A 13,631-nucleotide genomic window follows, 5' to 3' on the forward strand; every position below is an offset into this window, starting at 1 on the left:
CACGGCTATATGTGATTTTTTTCACTTTATAAATATATTTAAAAACAGGGTTGACAAATATTCAAAATTTGTGTAAAATCACTACTCATTTAAAATATACATAAAAGGATTTATATGGCAAAGTACAATATATCTTTAATTCAAGGTGACGGCACAGGGCCTGAACTTGCTGAAGTTACCAAAAAAGTGGTAGATGCAACAGGTGTAGGGATAAACTGGGAAGTGGTAGAAGCCGGGGTAGATGCACAGCAAAAATACGGTACCCCGCTTCCAAAAGATACCCTTGATTCCATACGCAAGAACAAAGTAGCGTTAAAAGCTCCGGCTACAACCCCTATAGGCACAGGGTTTCGTTCTGTAAATGTAGCTATAAGAAAGGAACTTGACCTGTACGCTTGTTTGAGGCCCTGTAAAACCTATACGGGTGTCAGTTCAAAATATGAAAATATAGATCTTGTAGTGGTAAGAGAAAATACAGAGGACCTCTATGCTGGAGTAGAATTCCTGCCGGATTCCAAGGAAGCCGTTGAAATAACAAAACTTGCCCCGGCTAAAATATACCCTCATTCCGCCATTTCGATAAAACCTATTTCGAAGTTCGCTTCCCAGAGGATCGTTGAGTATGCCTTTGACTATGCCCTGAAAAATAAAAGAAAAAAAGTTACGGCTGTGGCAAAAGCCAATATCATGAAATATACCGACGGGCTTTTCTTCGATACTGCAAGAGAAGTGGCAAAAAAATATGAGGGCAGGATCGAGTACGAAGAAAGGCTTATAGATAATATGTGTATGCAGCTGGTCCAGAAACCTCAACTGTATGATGTTATGGTTTTACCCAACCTTTACGGTGATATTCTGTCAGACCTGTGTGCAGGGCTTGTCGGCGGCCTTGGCGTAGCACCGGGAGCTAATATAGGGAAGGATTGTGCGGTTTTTGAGGCTGTACACGGTTCAGCTCCGAAATATAAAGGCCTAAATAAAGTTAACCCGACAGCTCTAATTCTTTCTGCAAAACTCATGCTTGAATACCTGGGCGAAAAAGAAGCATCTGAAAGACTGGAAAGAGCCGTATCAGAAGTCATCAAAGAAAAGAAAACAGTGACTTATGACCTGGGCGGTACGGCAAAAACAACGGAAATGGCAGAAGAGATAATTAAAAAACTTAAATGAAAATTGTAAAATTAGCAATTAGCATTTTAAAAGGCTAATTTTGCACTGTTAATTTTGCAATTAAGGTGTAAAAAAATGAAAGCATTGGTTCTAAATTGCGGGTCATCATCTGTAAAATATACTTTTTATGATATGGAAGACGAGAAGAGGCTTTCCACAGGTCTTGTGGAATGCATAGGGCTTCCTGAAGCATATTTTAAATATCAAAGTTCTGGAGAACCAGAAGTTAAAGAGCCCTGCAAAGCTGTTGACCATGTTTCAGCAGTAGACCTGATATTAAAAAACCTTATTGAATCAAAGCAGAAAGTTATAAACGACATACACGAAATAACCGTCATAGGTCACAGGGTAGTCCACGGCGGCGAAAAATTCTCTGATTCTGTCATGATCAACGATGAAGTCATGAACGATATAAAAGAATGTTTTGTTATGGCGCCGCTGCATAACCCTCACAATTATGAAGGGATAGATGCCTGCCAGAAACTTTTGCCGGGCATACCTCAGGTCGCTGTCTTTGACACGGCTTTTCATCAATCTATACCGAATTATGCATATTTTTATGCCTTACCGTATTCTTTATATAAGAAATATAATATAAGAAAATACGGTTTCCACGGCACATCTCATATGTATGTGGCTAAAAGGGCGGCCGAAATATTGAACCTGCCTTTCGATAAGACAAAAATAATCACTTGCCACCTTGGAAACGGATGCAGTATTACTGCAATAAACAACGGCCAGTCTTTAGATACTTCCATGGGTTTTACACCCCTGGAAGGATTGGTCATGGGTACGCGCTGCGGTGATATTGACCCGGCCATAATAATACACCTTTTGACCCATGAGAACATAACCGCAGAAGACCTCTACATTTTATTAAATAAGAAAAGCGGACTTTTGGGTATATCAGGGCTTACCAATGATATGCGCACGATACTGAAATCAGCAGCTGTCGGCAATGAAAGGGCAAAGCTTGCTATTGATGTTTTTTGTTACAGGATAAAAAAATATATAGCGTCTTATATAGGTGTTTTAAACGGCCTTGACGTTCTTATATTTACCGCGGGTATAGGCGAGAACTCGCCCACTATAAGAGAAAAATCATGCCAGGACCTGGATTACCTGGGAATAAGCCTTGACAATAACTCTAATAATAACGTCATTTCAGAACCGGGTTTAATATCAAAACAAGGTGCAAAGGTGAAAGTAATGGTTATCCCAACCAACGAAGAATTGAAGATTGCAAGAGAGTCAATAAAAGTCTTGACAAACAAATAAGTAAAAAATATAATGGAGCATCTAAAAGTTAAAACTTCTCATTTACAAGAACTGAGTGAAATAAGCGATCAGATAGATCCTTATTCATGCAAAGACCTTTTTGACAGCGTAAAATCACAAAAACTTAAGCTTGTGTTTTCAATAAAGAAGTTTGAAAAAGAGCTTTTACTAAAAGGTAATATTATCGGTTATTTCGGGCTGGAATGCTCAAGGTGCCTTGAAGTAAGCGATTGGCCCGTTAACGTGAATTTTATGCAGGCATACTCCAGTTCCGTAGAAGAAATAAATGTGGGGGAAGAAGCAAGGCAGGTGCTGCTTTTAAATATCCCTCAAAAACCGTTATGCAAAAATGATTGTGACGGGCTTTGCCCGAAATGCGGGAAGAATTTAAATAGCGGAAAGTGCAGTTGCAAAATTGAAACTAACGACCTTAGATGGGAAAAACTGAAAGATATCTTAAAGAAATAGACATGAGACAACAGACCACAGACTACAGACCAAAAACAAATCTTTTGTTTTTTACGTTGGTCTGTAGTCTGTTGTCTGAAGTCTGTAGTCTGACTTCGGAGGAATAATGCCAAATCCCAAAAAGAAACATTCACAGAGCAGAAGAGACTCCAGGCGGGCAGAGAACTGGAAAATAACAGCAAAGAGCCTGTCAAAGTGCTCTCATTGCGGGGCTGCGACCATGCCTCACCGCGTTTGCCCTTCATGCGGATTTTATGACGGTGAATTGATAATGCCAAAGAAAGAAAAAGCCAAACAAACAGAACAAAAACCTGAAGAGGGCAAATCATAATGCGTTTAGCTCTGGATGCAATGGGCGGTGACAATGCCCCACTTGTAACAACCGAAGGTGCTGTAATGGCCGCCAAAGAACTAAAACACGACATCATCCTTGTAGGAAACGAGTCTGTTTTGAATCTTGAACTGGCTAAATACAGAACAAAGAACCTTCCCATATCTGTCTATAACACAACTGAAACCATAGGGATGGATGAACTTCCGGCTCAAGCCGTTAGGCAAAAAAAGGATTCATCTATGGTCGTTGCGTCCCGGCTTGTCTCTGAAGGCAAGGCGGATGCCTTTGTTTCAGCCGGAAATTCTGGTGCGGCTATGGCCGCAGCCTTACTGAGTTTAAAAAGAATAACCGGCGTTTCAAGGCCAGCCATAGCTACAGCTATCCCTACACTCAAAGGCATAAGCTTACTTTTAGATGTAGGGGCAAATGTAGATTGTAAACCCAAACATCTTTTGCAGTTCGCTCTGATGGGCAAGATATTTTTGCAGGAAGTTTTTAACATTGCTAACCCAAAGGTCGGTGTTTTAAGCATTGGTGAAGAAGATTCCAAGGGGAACGAACTGTCCCTTGCGACTTTTGACCTTATAAAAAAAACAGACCTTAATTTTATTGGTAATATAGAAGGTTCGGACATACCGAAAGGGAAAGCAGATGTTGTGGTTTGTGACGGTTTTGTAGGCAACGTTGTACTAAAGTTCGGCGAAGGTGTCGCTGAAATGATGTTAAAGCTCGTAAAAGAAGAATTTAAGGCGCACCCTATAGCCTGGGCATCGCTCCCTTTCCTGTGGGCTGCTTTAAAAGACCTTAGAAAGAAAGTCGATTATACGGAATACGGAGGCGCTCCTCTTTTAGGTGTAGACGGGGTATGCGTAATATCTCACGGAAGTTCAAATGCTAAAGCCATAAAGAACGCTTTAAGGGCAGCAGCGCGGTCCGTTGAAAAGAAGATAAACAGTACTATTTCTACGGAAATAGCAAAATACGGGCTTGAACAATAAACTATGAATAAATACAATGCAAAAATCCTTAGCACAGGTTCTTATGTGCCGCTCAAAATATTGACAAATTCTGACATTGAAAAAATGGTCCAGACATCCGATGAGTGGATAACGACTCGTACTGGTATAAAAGAAAGACATATAGCGGATGAGAATACGGCAACCAGCGACCTTGCTTTTGAAGCAGCGAAGATAGCCCTAAATGAGGCAAAATTGGAGCCGGCGGACCTGGATGTTATAATAGTCGCAACTATCACGCCAGATATGCATTTCCCATCTTCTGCATGTTTTGTACAAAAACTATTAAAAGCAAAAAATGCGGTTTGTTTTGATATTTCCGCTGCCTGCAGCGGTTTCATCTACGGGTTGAATGTAGCTAAAGCATTCATAGAATCAGGAACATATAAGAACATACTTTTAATAGGTTCTGAAACTTTGTCTAAGGTAACTGACTGGCAGGACAGGAACACATGCATATTGTTCGGTGACGGCGCAGGGGCTATGGTGCTCACACGGTCAGACAGCGAAAAAAACGGGATTCTGTCTGTATATCTCGGGTCAGACGGCGGGTATGACTATTTGTTGAATTTACCCGGAGGCGGTTCAAGAAACCCCATTTCTGAAAAAATTATCCGGGAAAGGCTGCATTATATAAAAATGGAAGGGAAAGAGGTCTTTAAAGTGGCAGTAACAAAGATGGCGGAATCTGCGGAAAAAGCTCTGGAGATGGCAGGAAAGACCCGCAATGACCTGGCGCTTGTGATACCTCACCAGGCGAACAGGCGGATAATAGAGGCTATAGCAAAAAGGCTTGATTTTCCTTTAGATAAAGTGTTTATCAATCTGCAAAAATATGGGAATGTCTCAGCTGCTACTACCATAATAGGCCTTGATGAGGCAAGAAAATCAGGGAAGGTAAAAACAGGCGATCTAATTGAGATGGTTGCTTTTGGAGGCGGTTTTACCTGGGGAGCGGCTGTACTCCAGTTATAAATCGTAACCCGCTATCCGTGACCCGCAACCCGAAAAAGCTTTTACGGGTTCCTGGTTACGGGTAACAAGAAAAAATACAAATGAAAATAGGCTTATTATTTCCCGGGCAGGGTTCTCAATATGCAGGAATGGGAAAAGAAATGTATGAGAATTTTCCCGAAGCAAAAGCTGTATTCGATCAGGCTAACGAGCATCTCGGTTTTGACCTTAAGAAAATAATTTTTGAAGGCCCGGAAGAAGTGCTCCGGCAGACACAATACACGCAGCTTGCGATCTTTGTTACCAGCCTTGCTCTTTTTAGGGTGTTTATACTAAAATCCGAAATCCTAAATCTGAATTATGTAGCCGCAGGCCATTCTTTAGGTGAATATTCGGCATTTGCCGCAGCTGAAGTTTTTACTTTAACAGAAGGTTTAGATCTTGTAAAAGCAAGAGGCCAGTTCATAGCTAAAGCTTCTGAACAAAACCCGGGTACTATGGTTGCGGTTATAGGCCTTGAAAAGGGCCTGCTTGAACAGATATGTATAAGCTCAAAGAACGGGTCAGTATGCGAAATGGTCAACTTTAACTCTCCCGGGCAGATAGTAATTTCCGGGAATATGGAAGCTGTAAACAAAGTAGTCGATGTGGCAAAAGCCAAAGGTGCGATGAAAACAGTTATGCTGAACGTATCAGGGCCTTTTCATTCAAGTTTGATGGCCGAAGCATCTTTGATGATGGAAAACGAACTTAAAAAATATAGTTTTTCAGATCCAAAATTCCCTGTAATTTCAAATTGCGATGCTAAAACAGCTACTAATAAGGATGTTATTAAAGAAAAACTTGTAAAACAAATAAATAACCCTGTCTATTGGGAAGATTCTATCGGCAATATGATAAAAAACGGAGTCGGCACATTTATTGAAATAGGCCCGGGAAGGGTTTTAAGCGGGTTACTTAAAAGGATAGACAAGACCAAGAGATCCTTTAATATAGAAGACCAAGCTAGTTTAGAAAAAACGATAAAAGGATTGGCATAATTTATAGCGTTCAGCACAGAGCGTATAGCGGATAGTAAAAAACTAAAGACTTTAAAGTTTCCTATACGCTAAACGCTATCCGCTCTACGCTAAAAAGGCAGGTAAAATGAAATTAAAAGACCAGGTGGCAATAGTAACCGGCGGAGCCCAGGGGATCGGGAAAGCCGTAGCAGAAAGCCTTGCCAATGAAGGTGCAAACGTTGTAATCTGTGATATCAATCTGGAGCAGGCAAATAAAACTGCGGCTGAAATAAAAGATAAATATAAAATAGAGACCCTGGCTGTTGACGGTAATGTGGCAAAAATAGATGATTGCGAAAAAATAGTTAAAGTTGCACTTGACAAATTTTCTAAAATAAATATACTAATTAACAATGCCGGGATAACAAAGGACAACCTGATAATGAGAATGTCGGATGCCGAATGGGATTCCGTCATTGCCGTTAACTTAAAAGGGATCTTTAACTGTACAAAAGCTGTAAGCCGTACGATGATGAAGCAACGCTCAGGCAGGATAGTGAATATAGCTTCGGTCGTAGGCCAGATGGGAAATGCCGGGCAGGCAAATTATTCAGCCTCAAAAGGAGGAGTAATAGCTCTTACAAAAACCTGCGCCAGGGAATTTTCATCGAGGAACATACTGGTAAATGCCATAGCACCGGGGTTTATTCGTACTGCAATGACCGATGCTTTAAGCGAAGAGGCTAAAAAGAAACTCTCGGAGCTTATTCCGCTTTCAAGGCTCGGCGAAGCACAAGACGTGGCAAATGCAGCTGTTTTCTTATGCACTGAAGATTCATCTTATATAACCGGACAGGTCCTAGCCGTGAACGGCGGGATGTACATGTAAAAATAAAGCGAATAGCGGATAGCGGATAGCGGATAGGAAAAAGACTTTGAGGTTCCTATGCGCTCTACGCTAAACGCTATACGCTAATAAAAAGGAGAGTACTATGGCAGACGTCGAAGCAAGAGTTAAAGAGATCATCGTTGAACAGTTAGGTGTAGACCCGGTAGAAGTCACGCATAATGCATCCTTTGTCAATGACTTAGGTGCAGATTCACTCGACACGGTTGAATTGGTTATGGCTTTGGAGGAAGAATTCGGAATGGAAATTCCTGATGAAGAAGCTGAAAAGATCCAAAGCGTTGGCCAGGCAGTTGATTACATAAAGAACCATAAACAACAATAATTAATTGCAAAATTAGCGTATTAAAATTAGCAATGCAAAATGAATATTGAAAAGTAAACAAGTTTGTAATGCTAACTGATAATTTTTCAATTTGCAATTCCGCCTTTAGGCGGGATAGGAATGTTTAATGAAAAAGAGAGTAGTTATTACCGGTATCGGTATTGTTTCTCCTATCGGGAACGATAAAGAAACATATGCTGCTGCTTTAAGACAGGGAAAGTCAGGAGCAGGGCAAATAGTCGGTTTTGATTCCAGTGAGTTTTCAACGCATATCGCGGCTGAAGTCAAGGATTTTAACCCCGAAGAATTTATTGAAAAGAAAAGGATAAGAAGAATGGCAAAGTTCGTGCAGTTTGGAATGGCTGCCGCGAGCATGGCCGTATCCGATTCAGGGTTAGACCTTGCTAAAGAGGATATGTCAAGCATAGGCGTAATCACCGGTTCCGGAATGGGCGGGCTGGATGTTATCGAAGAACAGCATACAATACTTCTTGAAAAAGGCCCGCGCAGGGTAAGCCCTTTTTTGATACCGATGATAATTACGAACATTTTGCCTGGCGAGATATCTATAAAGTTTGGTTTTACCGGCCCTAACTATGCGGTTACAAGCGCTTGCGCGTCTTCAAACCATGCCATCGGAGATTCTTTCAGGCTCCTGACTTATGGAGATGCTGAAGTTATGGTTTGCGGCGGTGCTGAAGCTGCTGTAACGCCCATAGGCCTGGCAGGGTTCTGCAGTATCAAAGCGCTTTCAACGCGTAATGATGACCCCCTGACAGCTTCAAGGCCTTTTGATAAAGACAGGGACGGTTTTTTAATGGCAGAAGGTGGAGCTATCGTAGTGCTTGAAACGCTTGAACATGCGCTTGCACGAAATGCGCACATTTACGCGGAGTTGATAGGTTATGGAGCGAGCGACGATGCTTATCATATCACTGCCCCTCATGAACAAGGAATGGGAGCGATACAGGCCATGAACATGGCCATTAAAGACGCAGGTATTACCAGCGGCGATATAGATTACATCAATGCACACGGCACTTCGACTGAATTTAATGATAAGATAGAGACCTTAGCCATAAAGAAAGTCTTTGGCGAAAGAGCAAAAAGTATCCCAGTAACATCAACGAAATCCATGATAGGCCATATGCTGGGAGCTGCGGGAGCTGCTGAGCTTGTTGCTACTATTCTTTGTATGGAAAAAGGTTTTATTCATCCGACTATCAATTACAAAACACCTGACCCTGAATGCGACCTGGATTATGTTCCGAATGTTGCTAGAGAACAACAAATAAATTGTGCCCTTTCAAACTCCCTGGGGTTTGGCGGGCATAATGCGGTCATAATAATCAAAAGATATAATGGATAATCTAAAACAGCTTGAAGGCATTATAGGGTTTAAATTCCAGAACAGGGATTTATTAAAAAAAGCACTTACCCATAAATCATTCCCTTCAGATTCAGGTTTGTCTCATGATAATGAAAGAATGGAGTTTTTAGGCGACAGCATACTGGCAACTTTCGTTGTAGATTACCTGTACAATAAATATCCTGAGAAAGACGAAGGCAAACTCTCTCAGTTAAAATCGCAGATAGTTTCTCAGGCTAGTCTGAGCCGCTGGGCTAAAGGCATAAAACTGGGAGATTTCATTTATATGAGCCCGGGTGAGGAAGCGACCGGAGGCAGAAAAAGGGACAGCCTGATGTCCGATACCTTTGAAGCCTTGATAGCCTCGATATATTTGGACGGCGGCCTTGAAAGTGCAAAGAAGTTCATTTTAAATTTCCTTATAAATCAAAAAAGGCTTGTTGTAAGCGACACAAAAAGTAAACTCCAGGAATATTTTCAGTTAAAGTATAAGATCCTGCCAGAATATAAAGTATTAAGAGAGTCCGGGCCGGACCACGAAAAGATATTTGAAGTAGGGGTATACCTTAAAAAAACATTGCTCGGAGAAGGAAAAGGGCATTCGAAAAAAGAAGCCGAACAATCCGCTGCACGCAGTGCACTTAAAAAAATAAGAAGCAAGAAACAAGTTAGGCCGCCAAAGGCGGCCTAACTTAAATGAAAAATGCAAATTGAAAAGTGCAAAATTATTGTATCCCGCCAAGGCGGGATTATTTAAAATAAGTCCCGATTCTCTCGGGACACCTTAATTTTTAATTTTTCGTTACGGAGGCTGTTAATGGACTATTTTTTGACCGATGAACAAAAAATGATCGTTGAGATATCCAGAAAAGTGGCTCAGGAAAAGCTCAAGCCCGTAAGAGAACATTATGATGAAACAGAGGAATTCCCCTGGCCCGTAATTAAGGAATTTGCCAATGCAGACCTTTGCGGGTTATATATACCTACCCAGTACGGCGGGTTCGGAGGCGGGGTGTTCGAGCTGGTGCTTTGTGTAGAGGAACTCTGTAAAGTTGACGGCGGCATAGCACTTGCACTGGCAGCTACGGGATTAGGAATATTCCCTGTTCTTTTACACGGCACTGAAGAGCAAAAGAAAAAATATCTCCCAGACATAGCCTCAGGAAAGAAACTGGCTGCATTCGGTTTAACAGAACCGGAAGCGGGTTCGGACGCCACTGCCATGAAGACAACAGCTAAGAAAGAAGGGGATTTTTATGTTTTAAACGGCACAAAATGTTTTATTACAAATGCCGGCGAAGCCGAAACCTATACAGTTCTTGCAAAGACAAACCCTGCAAGGGGGCCGAGAGGCATATCATGTTTTGTCCTGGAAAAAGGCATGCCGGGCTTTGAGTTCGGGAAAAAAGAGAAAAAAATGGGCATAAGAGCATCGGTAACCAGAGAACTTATATTCAATAACTGCATGGTTCCAAAAGAAAACCTTGTAGGAAAAGAGGGGCATGGATTGATAGTAGCTCAGGCTACTCTGGATTATTCAAGGCCCGGCGTGGCTGCGCAGGCTTTGGGAATAGCAGCTGGTGCGCTTGATGAAGCTCTGGCCTATTCAAGGACAAGATCGCAGTTCGGGCAGACTATTTCTTCATTTCAGGCTATCCAGCATATGATGGCTGATATGGCTACAGAGGTTGAAGCTGCCAGGGCTCTTTTATACCAAACCTCAAGAATGATCGACAAAAACCCGGGTGTAAGGACATCAAAAGAATCAGCTATGTCCAAACTTTTTTGTTCTGAAGTTGCTATGAGAACAACTACTAATGCGGTCCAGATATTGGGCGGCTACGGATATATCAGGGAATACCCGGTAGAAAAGATGATGCGTGATGCAAAGATAACCCAGATATACGAAGGCACAAGCCAGATACAGCGCAACGAAATAGCACTTAATTTAATAAAAGAATCAGCAGCAAAAAAATAGACAACAGACCACAGACTTCAGACAACAGCATTGTCTAGAGTCTTAAGTCTGTAGTCTCCAGTCTGTAGTCTGGAGGTTTTAGAATGCATTTTATAGTTTGTATTAAACAGGTACCGAATACTACTAATGTTCAAATAGATCCGGAAACAAATACTCTTAAAAGAGAAGGGGTTGAATCTGTTATAAATCCGTTTGATGAATATGCCATTGAAGAAGGCATCAGTCTTAAGGAAAGAGTGGGTGATAGTAAAAGCACTGTTATTACCATGGGGCCTCCTCAGGCAGAGGCCGCTTTAAGAGAAGCTTTAGGAAGGGGTATTGACAATGCGGTACTTGTTTCAGACCGGGCATTTGCAGGAGCAGATACCTGGGCCACAGCCTACACACTTTCTCAGGCAATAAAAACTTTAGGGGTGTATGACCTTATTATATGCGGCAAACAGGCAACAGACGGTGATACAGCCCAGGTAGGGCCCGGCATAGCGGAGATGTTAGATATCCCTCACGTAGCCTATGTAAAAAAGATAGAAGAAATAAAGCCGGGATTTATTAGAGTTGAGCGTATGATGGAAGACGGCTACGATATAATTGAAATGCCTCTTCCTGCCCTGATAACCGTTGTTAAAGAGATAAATACTCCGAGGCTTCCTTCTTTAAGGCATATGATGGCGGCAAAAAAAGCACAAATAACAAAATTTAGTGCTCAGGATATTAAAGCTAATTCATCGAATATCGGGCTTACAGGATCGCCTACTCAAGTAAACAAAATATTCAGCCCGCCGCCGCGTTCCGGCGGGATAAAAATAGAAGGTTCTCCCCATGAAATAGCTCAAACACTGGTTGAAAAGTTAAAGACAACACAGATAATATAAATATGAATAGACTTCAGACCACAGACTACAGACCAGAGACTAAAAGCATTAAATGTTTTTGTAGTTAGTCTGTTGTCTGTTGTCTCAAGTCTGATTTCTGGAGTTAAAGTGTCCAACCAAATCGATGTTATAGCTGAAAAATGTATAGGGTGCAGCCTTTGCATAAAAAACTGCCCGTTTGGCGCAATTGCGCTCGCAGAGCGGCCTGAACATCCTAAGAAACTGAAAGTTGCGGTCATAGACCTTCACAAATGCACGTTTTGCGGAGCTTGTATCGAAGCCTGCAAGAAATTCGACGCTATAAAACTGGTTAAAGAAGAACAAATAAAACTCGACATAGACCCTTCTCATTACAAAGGGCTCTGGGTCTATGCTGAACAAAGGCACGGGGAGATATCTCCTGTAGTTTTTGAACTTTTAAATGAAGGAAAAAGGCTGGCGCTAAAATTGAACGTTCCGTTGAGCGCAATCCTTATAGGCAGTAAAATCGAGGGAAAAGCTCCAGAGTTAATCGAACACGGCGCTGACAAAGTCTATGTTTATGATGACCCGGTTTTTCATGAATTTCAGGATGATTCGTACAGTGATATACTTGCACATTTGATAGAAACCGAAAAACCAGAAATTATCCTTATGGGCGCCACAAATATCGGCCGCTCTTTTGCTTCCAGGGTAGCGGCAAAGATAAGGACAGGGCTTACAGCTGACTGCACAGGCCTTGAGATCGACCCTGCTACAAAAAACCTGCTTCAAACACGGCCGGCTTTTGGCGGCAATATCATGGCAACCATCTTAACTCCCAGATACAGGCCGCAGATGGCAACAGTACGCCATAAAGTTTTTAAACCTGCACCGAGGGACTCTAACAAAAGGGGTGAAATAATAAAAAAGCAGGTTGATACCGCAAGGGTAATAAACCGTACAAAATTTATTGAATTTATTAAAGATACTACTGCAAAAGTTAACCTTTCAGACGCAGATATAATTTGCTCAGGCGGAAGAGGTTTGGGTAGACCCGAAGGTTTTAAAATAATCGAAGAACTTGCTGAATGCCTCGGGGGTGCAGTAGGTTCATCAAGAGCTGCAGTTGATGCCGGCTGGATACCCTATTCTCATCAGGTCGGGCAGACAGGCCGTACGGTAAGCCCAAAAATATATTTTGCCTGCGGTATTTCAGGCCAGATACAGCACCTGGTAGGCATGGGTTCTTCGGACATTATTGTTGCAATAAATAAGGATCCGCATGCACCTATGATGAAAGTGGCAACATATGCGATAGAAGGCGACTTATATGAAATAATACCATGGATAATCAAAGAAGTTAAAAAATCAAGAGGTATTGAAAGCTAAACACATTTATATTTGAATTAATTTTTAAAAACAACCATATTTTTAATGTGGTTGTTTTTATTTTTGTGCGCACGGCACGTGCGCACGCTTGGCGGTGAAAGTCCGCTACGGAGGTTGATAGTACCAACCGTTAGCTAAAGGCAAGGGTGTCCATTGTGAGGTGGAATCTGAAGGAAGCCGGAGGCAAAGTCCTGGTCTGAGGAACACGAACTGCAAGGGAGGCTTTACAAACTGGACGAGTTTGCAAAACAAAACGAAGTCCGATACTATCCGAGGTTTGTAATGTATATGCAGCAGATATATGGGATGAAAGCGTGTGAACTTACCCGTGGAGGTCTGACGGTATGCTATGGAAATGAAATTTGAAGTAGCAACCCATGCAGCAATGCGTGATTGAGCTGTCAGAAGTCAGCAGAAGCCATAGTATCTTGTTTTTTTTTTAACAGGAGAAGGGCAGAACATCAGGAGGTTCTTTAATTTTGAAAGATTCGGGATTATTGCAAAGAAAGCAGAAAACTGCGAAACAAAAAAAAAGGCAGGACTGACTACAGGAAGTAGATGTCTTTTGCGAGTTTTTCGCGCCAGTTTTCAAGGTCGGCAAGTATGGCC

14 protein-coding genes are annotated in these 13,631 nt (G+C 41.8%); all 14 read left to right on the forward strand.

What is annotated here, in order from left to right; genetic code table 11:
* Nucleotides 1-114 precede the first annotated feature (114 nt).
* Nucleotides 115-1,170, forward strand: a complete 1,056-nt coding sequence (locus tag LHV68_03005; GenBank protein MCB4790835.1) for an isocitrate/isopropylmalate dehydrogenase family protein — start codon at nt 115-117, stop codon at nt 1,168-1,170.
* Nucleotides 1,171-1,245: 75 nt separating this feature from the next.
* On the forward strand, nt 1,246-2,448 hold the full coding sequence (locus LHV68_03010; GenBank protein MCB4790836.1) for an acetate kinase: 1,203 nt from the start codon (nt 1,246-1,248) through the stop codon (nt 2,446-2,448).
* A 12-nt stretch (nt 2,449-2,460) separates the two neighbouring features.
* Entirely contained in the window at nt 2,461-2,916 is a 456-nt protein-coding gene (locus tag LHV68_03015; protein ID MCB4790837.1) for a DUF177 domain-containing protein, read from the forward strand.
* A 106-nt stretch (nt 2,917-3,022) separates the two neighbouring features.
* Nucleotides 3,023-3,247 carry a 50S ribosomal protein L32 gene (rpmF, locus tag LHV68_03020; GenBank protein MCB4790838.1) on the forward strand — a complete coding sequence of 75 codons (225 nt, stop codon included), beginning with the start codon at nt 3,023-3,025 and terminating at the stop codon, nt 3,245-3,247.
* Entirely contained in the window at nt 3,247-4,248 is a 1,002-nt protein-coding gene (gene plsX / locus LHV68_03025) for a phosphate acyltransferase PlsX (protein ID MCB4790839.1), read from the forward strand. The genes rpmF and plsX overlap by 1 nt, the downstream gene beginning before the upstream one ends.
* A 3-nt stretch (nt 4,249-4,251) precedes the next feature.
* Nucleotides 4,252-5,241: a ketoacyl-ACP synthase III gene (locus LHV68_03030; GenBank protein ID MCB4790840.1), complete on the forward strand. Its 990-nt coding sequence runs from the start codon at nt 4,252-4,254 to the stop codon at nt 5,239-5,241.
* Between the two features lie 80 nt (nt 5,242-5,321).
* Nucleotides 5,322-6,260: an ACP S-malonyltransferase gene (fabD, locus tag LHV68_03035; GenBank protein ID MCB4790841.1), complete on the forward strand. Its 939-nt coding sequence runs from the start codon at nt 5,322-5,324 to the stop codon at nt 6,258-6,260.
* A gap of 106 nt (nt 6,261-6,366) precedes the next feature.
* Entirely contained in the window at nt 6,367-7,110 is a 744-nt protein-coding gene (gene fabG, locus LHV68_03040) for a 3-oxoacyl-[acyl-carrier-protein] reductase (GenBank protein MCB4790842.1), read from the forward strand.
* A gap of 103 nt (nt 7,111-7,213) precedes the next feature.
* Nucleotides 7,214-7,453 carry an acyl carrier protein gene (gene acpP, locus LHV68_03045; GenBank protein ID MCB4790843.1) on the forward strand — a complete coding sequence of 80 codons (240 nt, stop codon included), beginning with the start codon at nt 7,214-7,216 and terminating at the stop codon, nt 7,451-7,453.
* A 127-nt stretch (nt 7,454-7,580) separates the two neighbouring features.
* Entirely contained in the window at nt 7,581-8,822 is a 1,242-nt protein-coding gene (gene fabF, locus LHV68_03050) for a beta-ketoacyl-ACP synthase II (protein ID MCB4790844.1), read from the forward strand.
* On the forward strand, nt 8,815-9,513 hold the full coding sequence (gene rnc, locus LHV68_03055; GenBank protein ID MCB4790845.1) for a ribonuclease III: 699 nt from the start codon (nt 8,815-8,817) through the stop codon (nt 9,511-9,513). The genes fabF and rnc overlap by 8 nt, the downstream gene beginning before the upstream one ends.
* Nucleotides 9,514-9,639: 126 nt before the next feature.
* Entirely contained in the window at nt 9,640-10,800 is a 1,161-nt protein-coding gene (locus LHV68_03060) for an acyl-CoA dehydrogenase family protein (GenBank protein ID MCB4790846.1), read from the forward strand.
* Between the two features lie 83 nt (nt 10,801-10,883).
* Nucleotides 10,884-11,672, forward strand: coding sequence for an electron transfer flavoprotein subunit beta/FixA family protein (locus LHV68_03065; protein MCB4790847.1), 789 nt, complete (start codon nt 10,884-10,886; stop codon nt 11,670-11,672).
* Nucleotides 11,673-11,780: 108 nt separating this feature from the next.
* Complete coding sequence (locus LHV68_03070) at nt 11,781-13,022, forward strand: electron transfer flavoprotein subunit alpha (GenBank protein ID MCB4790848.1); 1,242 nt, start codon at nt 11,781-11,783, stop codon at nt 13,020-13,022.
* Nucleotides 13,023-13,631 lie beyond the last annotated feature (609 nt).

It is taken from the genome of Candidatus Liberimonas magnetica, assembly GCA_020523885.1.
Lineage (GTDB): Bacteria > Elusimicrobiota > Endomicrobiia > Endomicrobiales > JAFGIL01 > Liberimonas > Liberimonas magnetica.

What these genes read in the sequence shown, in the direction of transcription:
- rnc (MCB4790845.1), top strand. Translation starts at nt 8,815, where the DNA reads ATGGATAATCTAAAACAGCTTGAAGGCATTATAGGGTTTAAATTCCAG.
- acpP (MCB4790843.1), top strand. Translation starts at nt 7,214, where the DNA reads ATGGCAGACGTCGAAGCAAGAGTTAAAGAGATCATCGTTGAACAGTTA.
- rpmF (MCB4790838.1), top strand. Translation starts at nt 3,023, where the DNA reads ATGCCAAATCCCAAAAAGAAACATTCACAGAGCAGAAGAGACTCCAGG.
- fabG (MCB4790842.1), top strand. Translation starts at nt 6,367, where the DNA reads ATGAAATTAAAAGACCAGGTGGCAATAGTAACCGGCGGAGCCCAGGGG.
- LHV68_03065 (MCB4790847.1), top strand. Translation starts at nt 10,884, where the DNA reads ATGCATTTTATAGTTTGTATTAAACAGGTACCGAATACTACTAATGTT.
- fabD (MCB4790841.1), top strand. Translation starts at nt 5,322, where the DNA reads ATGAAAATAGGCTTATTATTTCCCGGGCAGGGTTCTCAATATGCAGGA.
- fabF (MCB4790844.1), top strand. Translation starts at nt 7,581, where the DNA reads ATGAAAAAGAGAGTAGTTATTACCGGTATCGGTATTGTTTCTCCTATC.
- LHV68_03030 (MCB4790840.1), top strand. Translation starts at nt 4,252, where the DNA reads ATGAATAAATACAATGCAAAAATCCTTAGCACAGGTTCTTATGTGCCG.
- plsX (MCB4790839.1), top strand. Translation starts at nt 3,247, where the DNA reads ATGCGTTTAGCTCTGGATGCAATGGGCGGTGACAATGCCCCACTTGTA.
- LHV68_03060 (MCB4790846.1), top strand. Translation starts at nt 9,640, where the DNA reads ATGGACTATTTTTTGACCGATGAACAAAAAATGATCGTTGAGATATCC.
- LHV68_03010 (MCB4790836.1), top strand. Translation starts at nt 1,246, where the DNA reads ATGAAAGCATTGGTTCTAAATTGCGGGTCATCATCTGTAAAATATACT.
- LHV68_03005 (MCB4790835.1), top strand. Translation starts at nt 115, where the DNA reads ATGGCAAAGTACAATATATCTTTAATTCAAGGTGACGGCACAGGGCCT.
- LHV68_03015 (MCB4790837.1), top strand. Translation starts at nt 2,461, where the DNA reads ATGGAGCATCTAAAAGTTAAAACTTCTCATTTACAAGAACTGAGTGAA.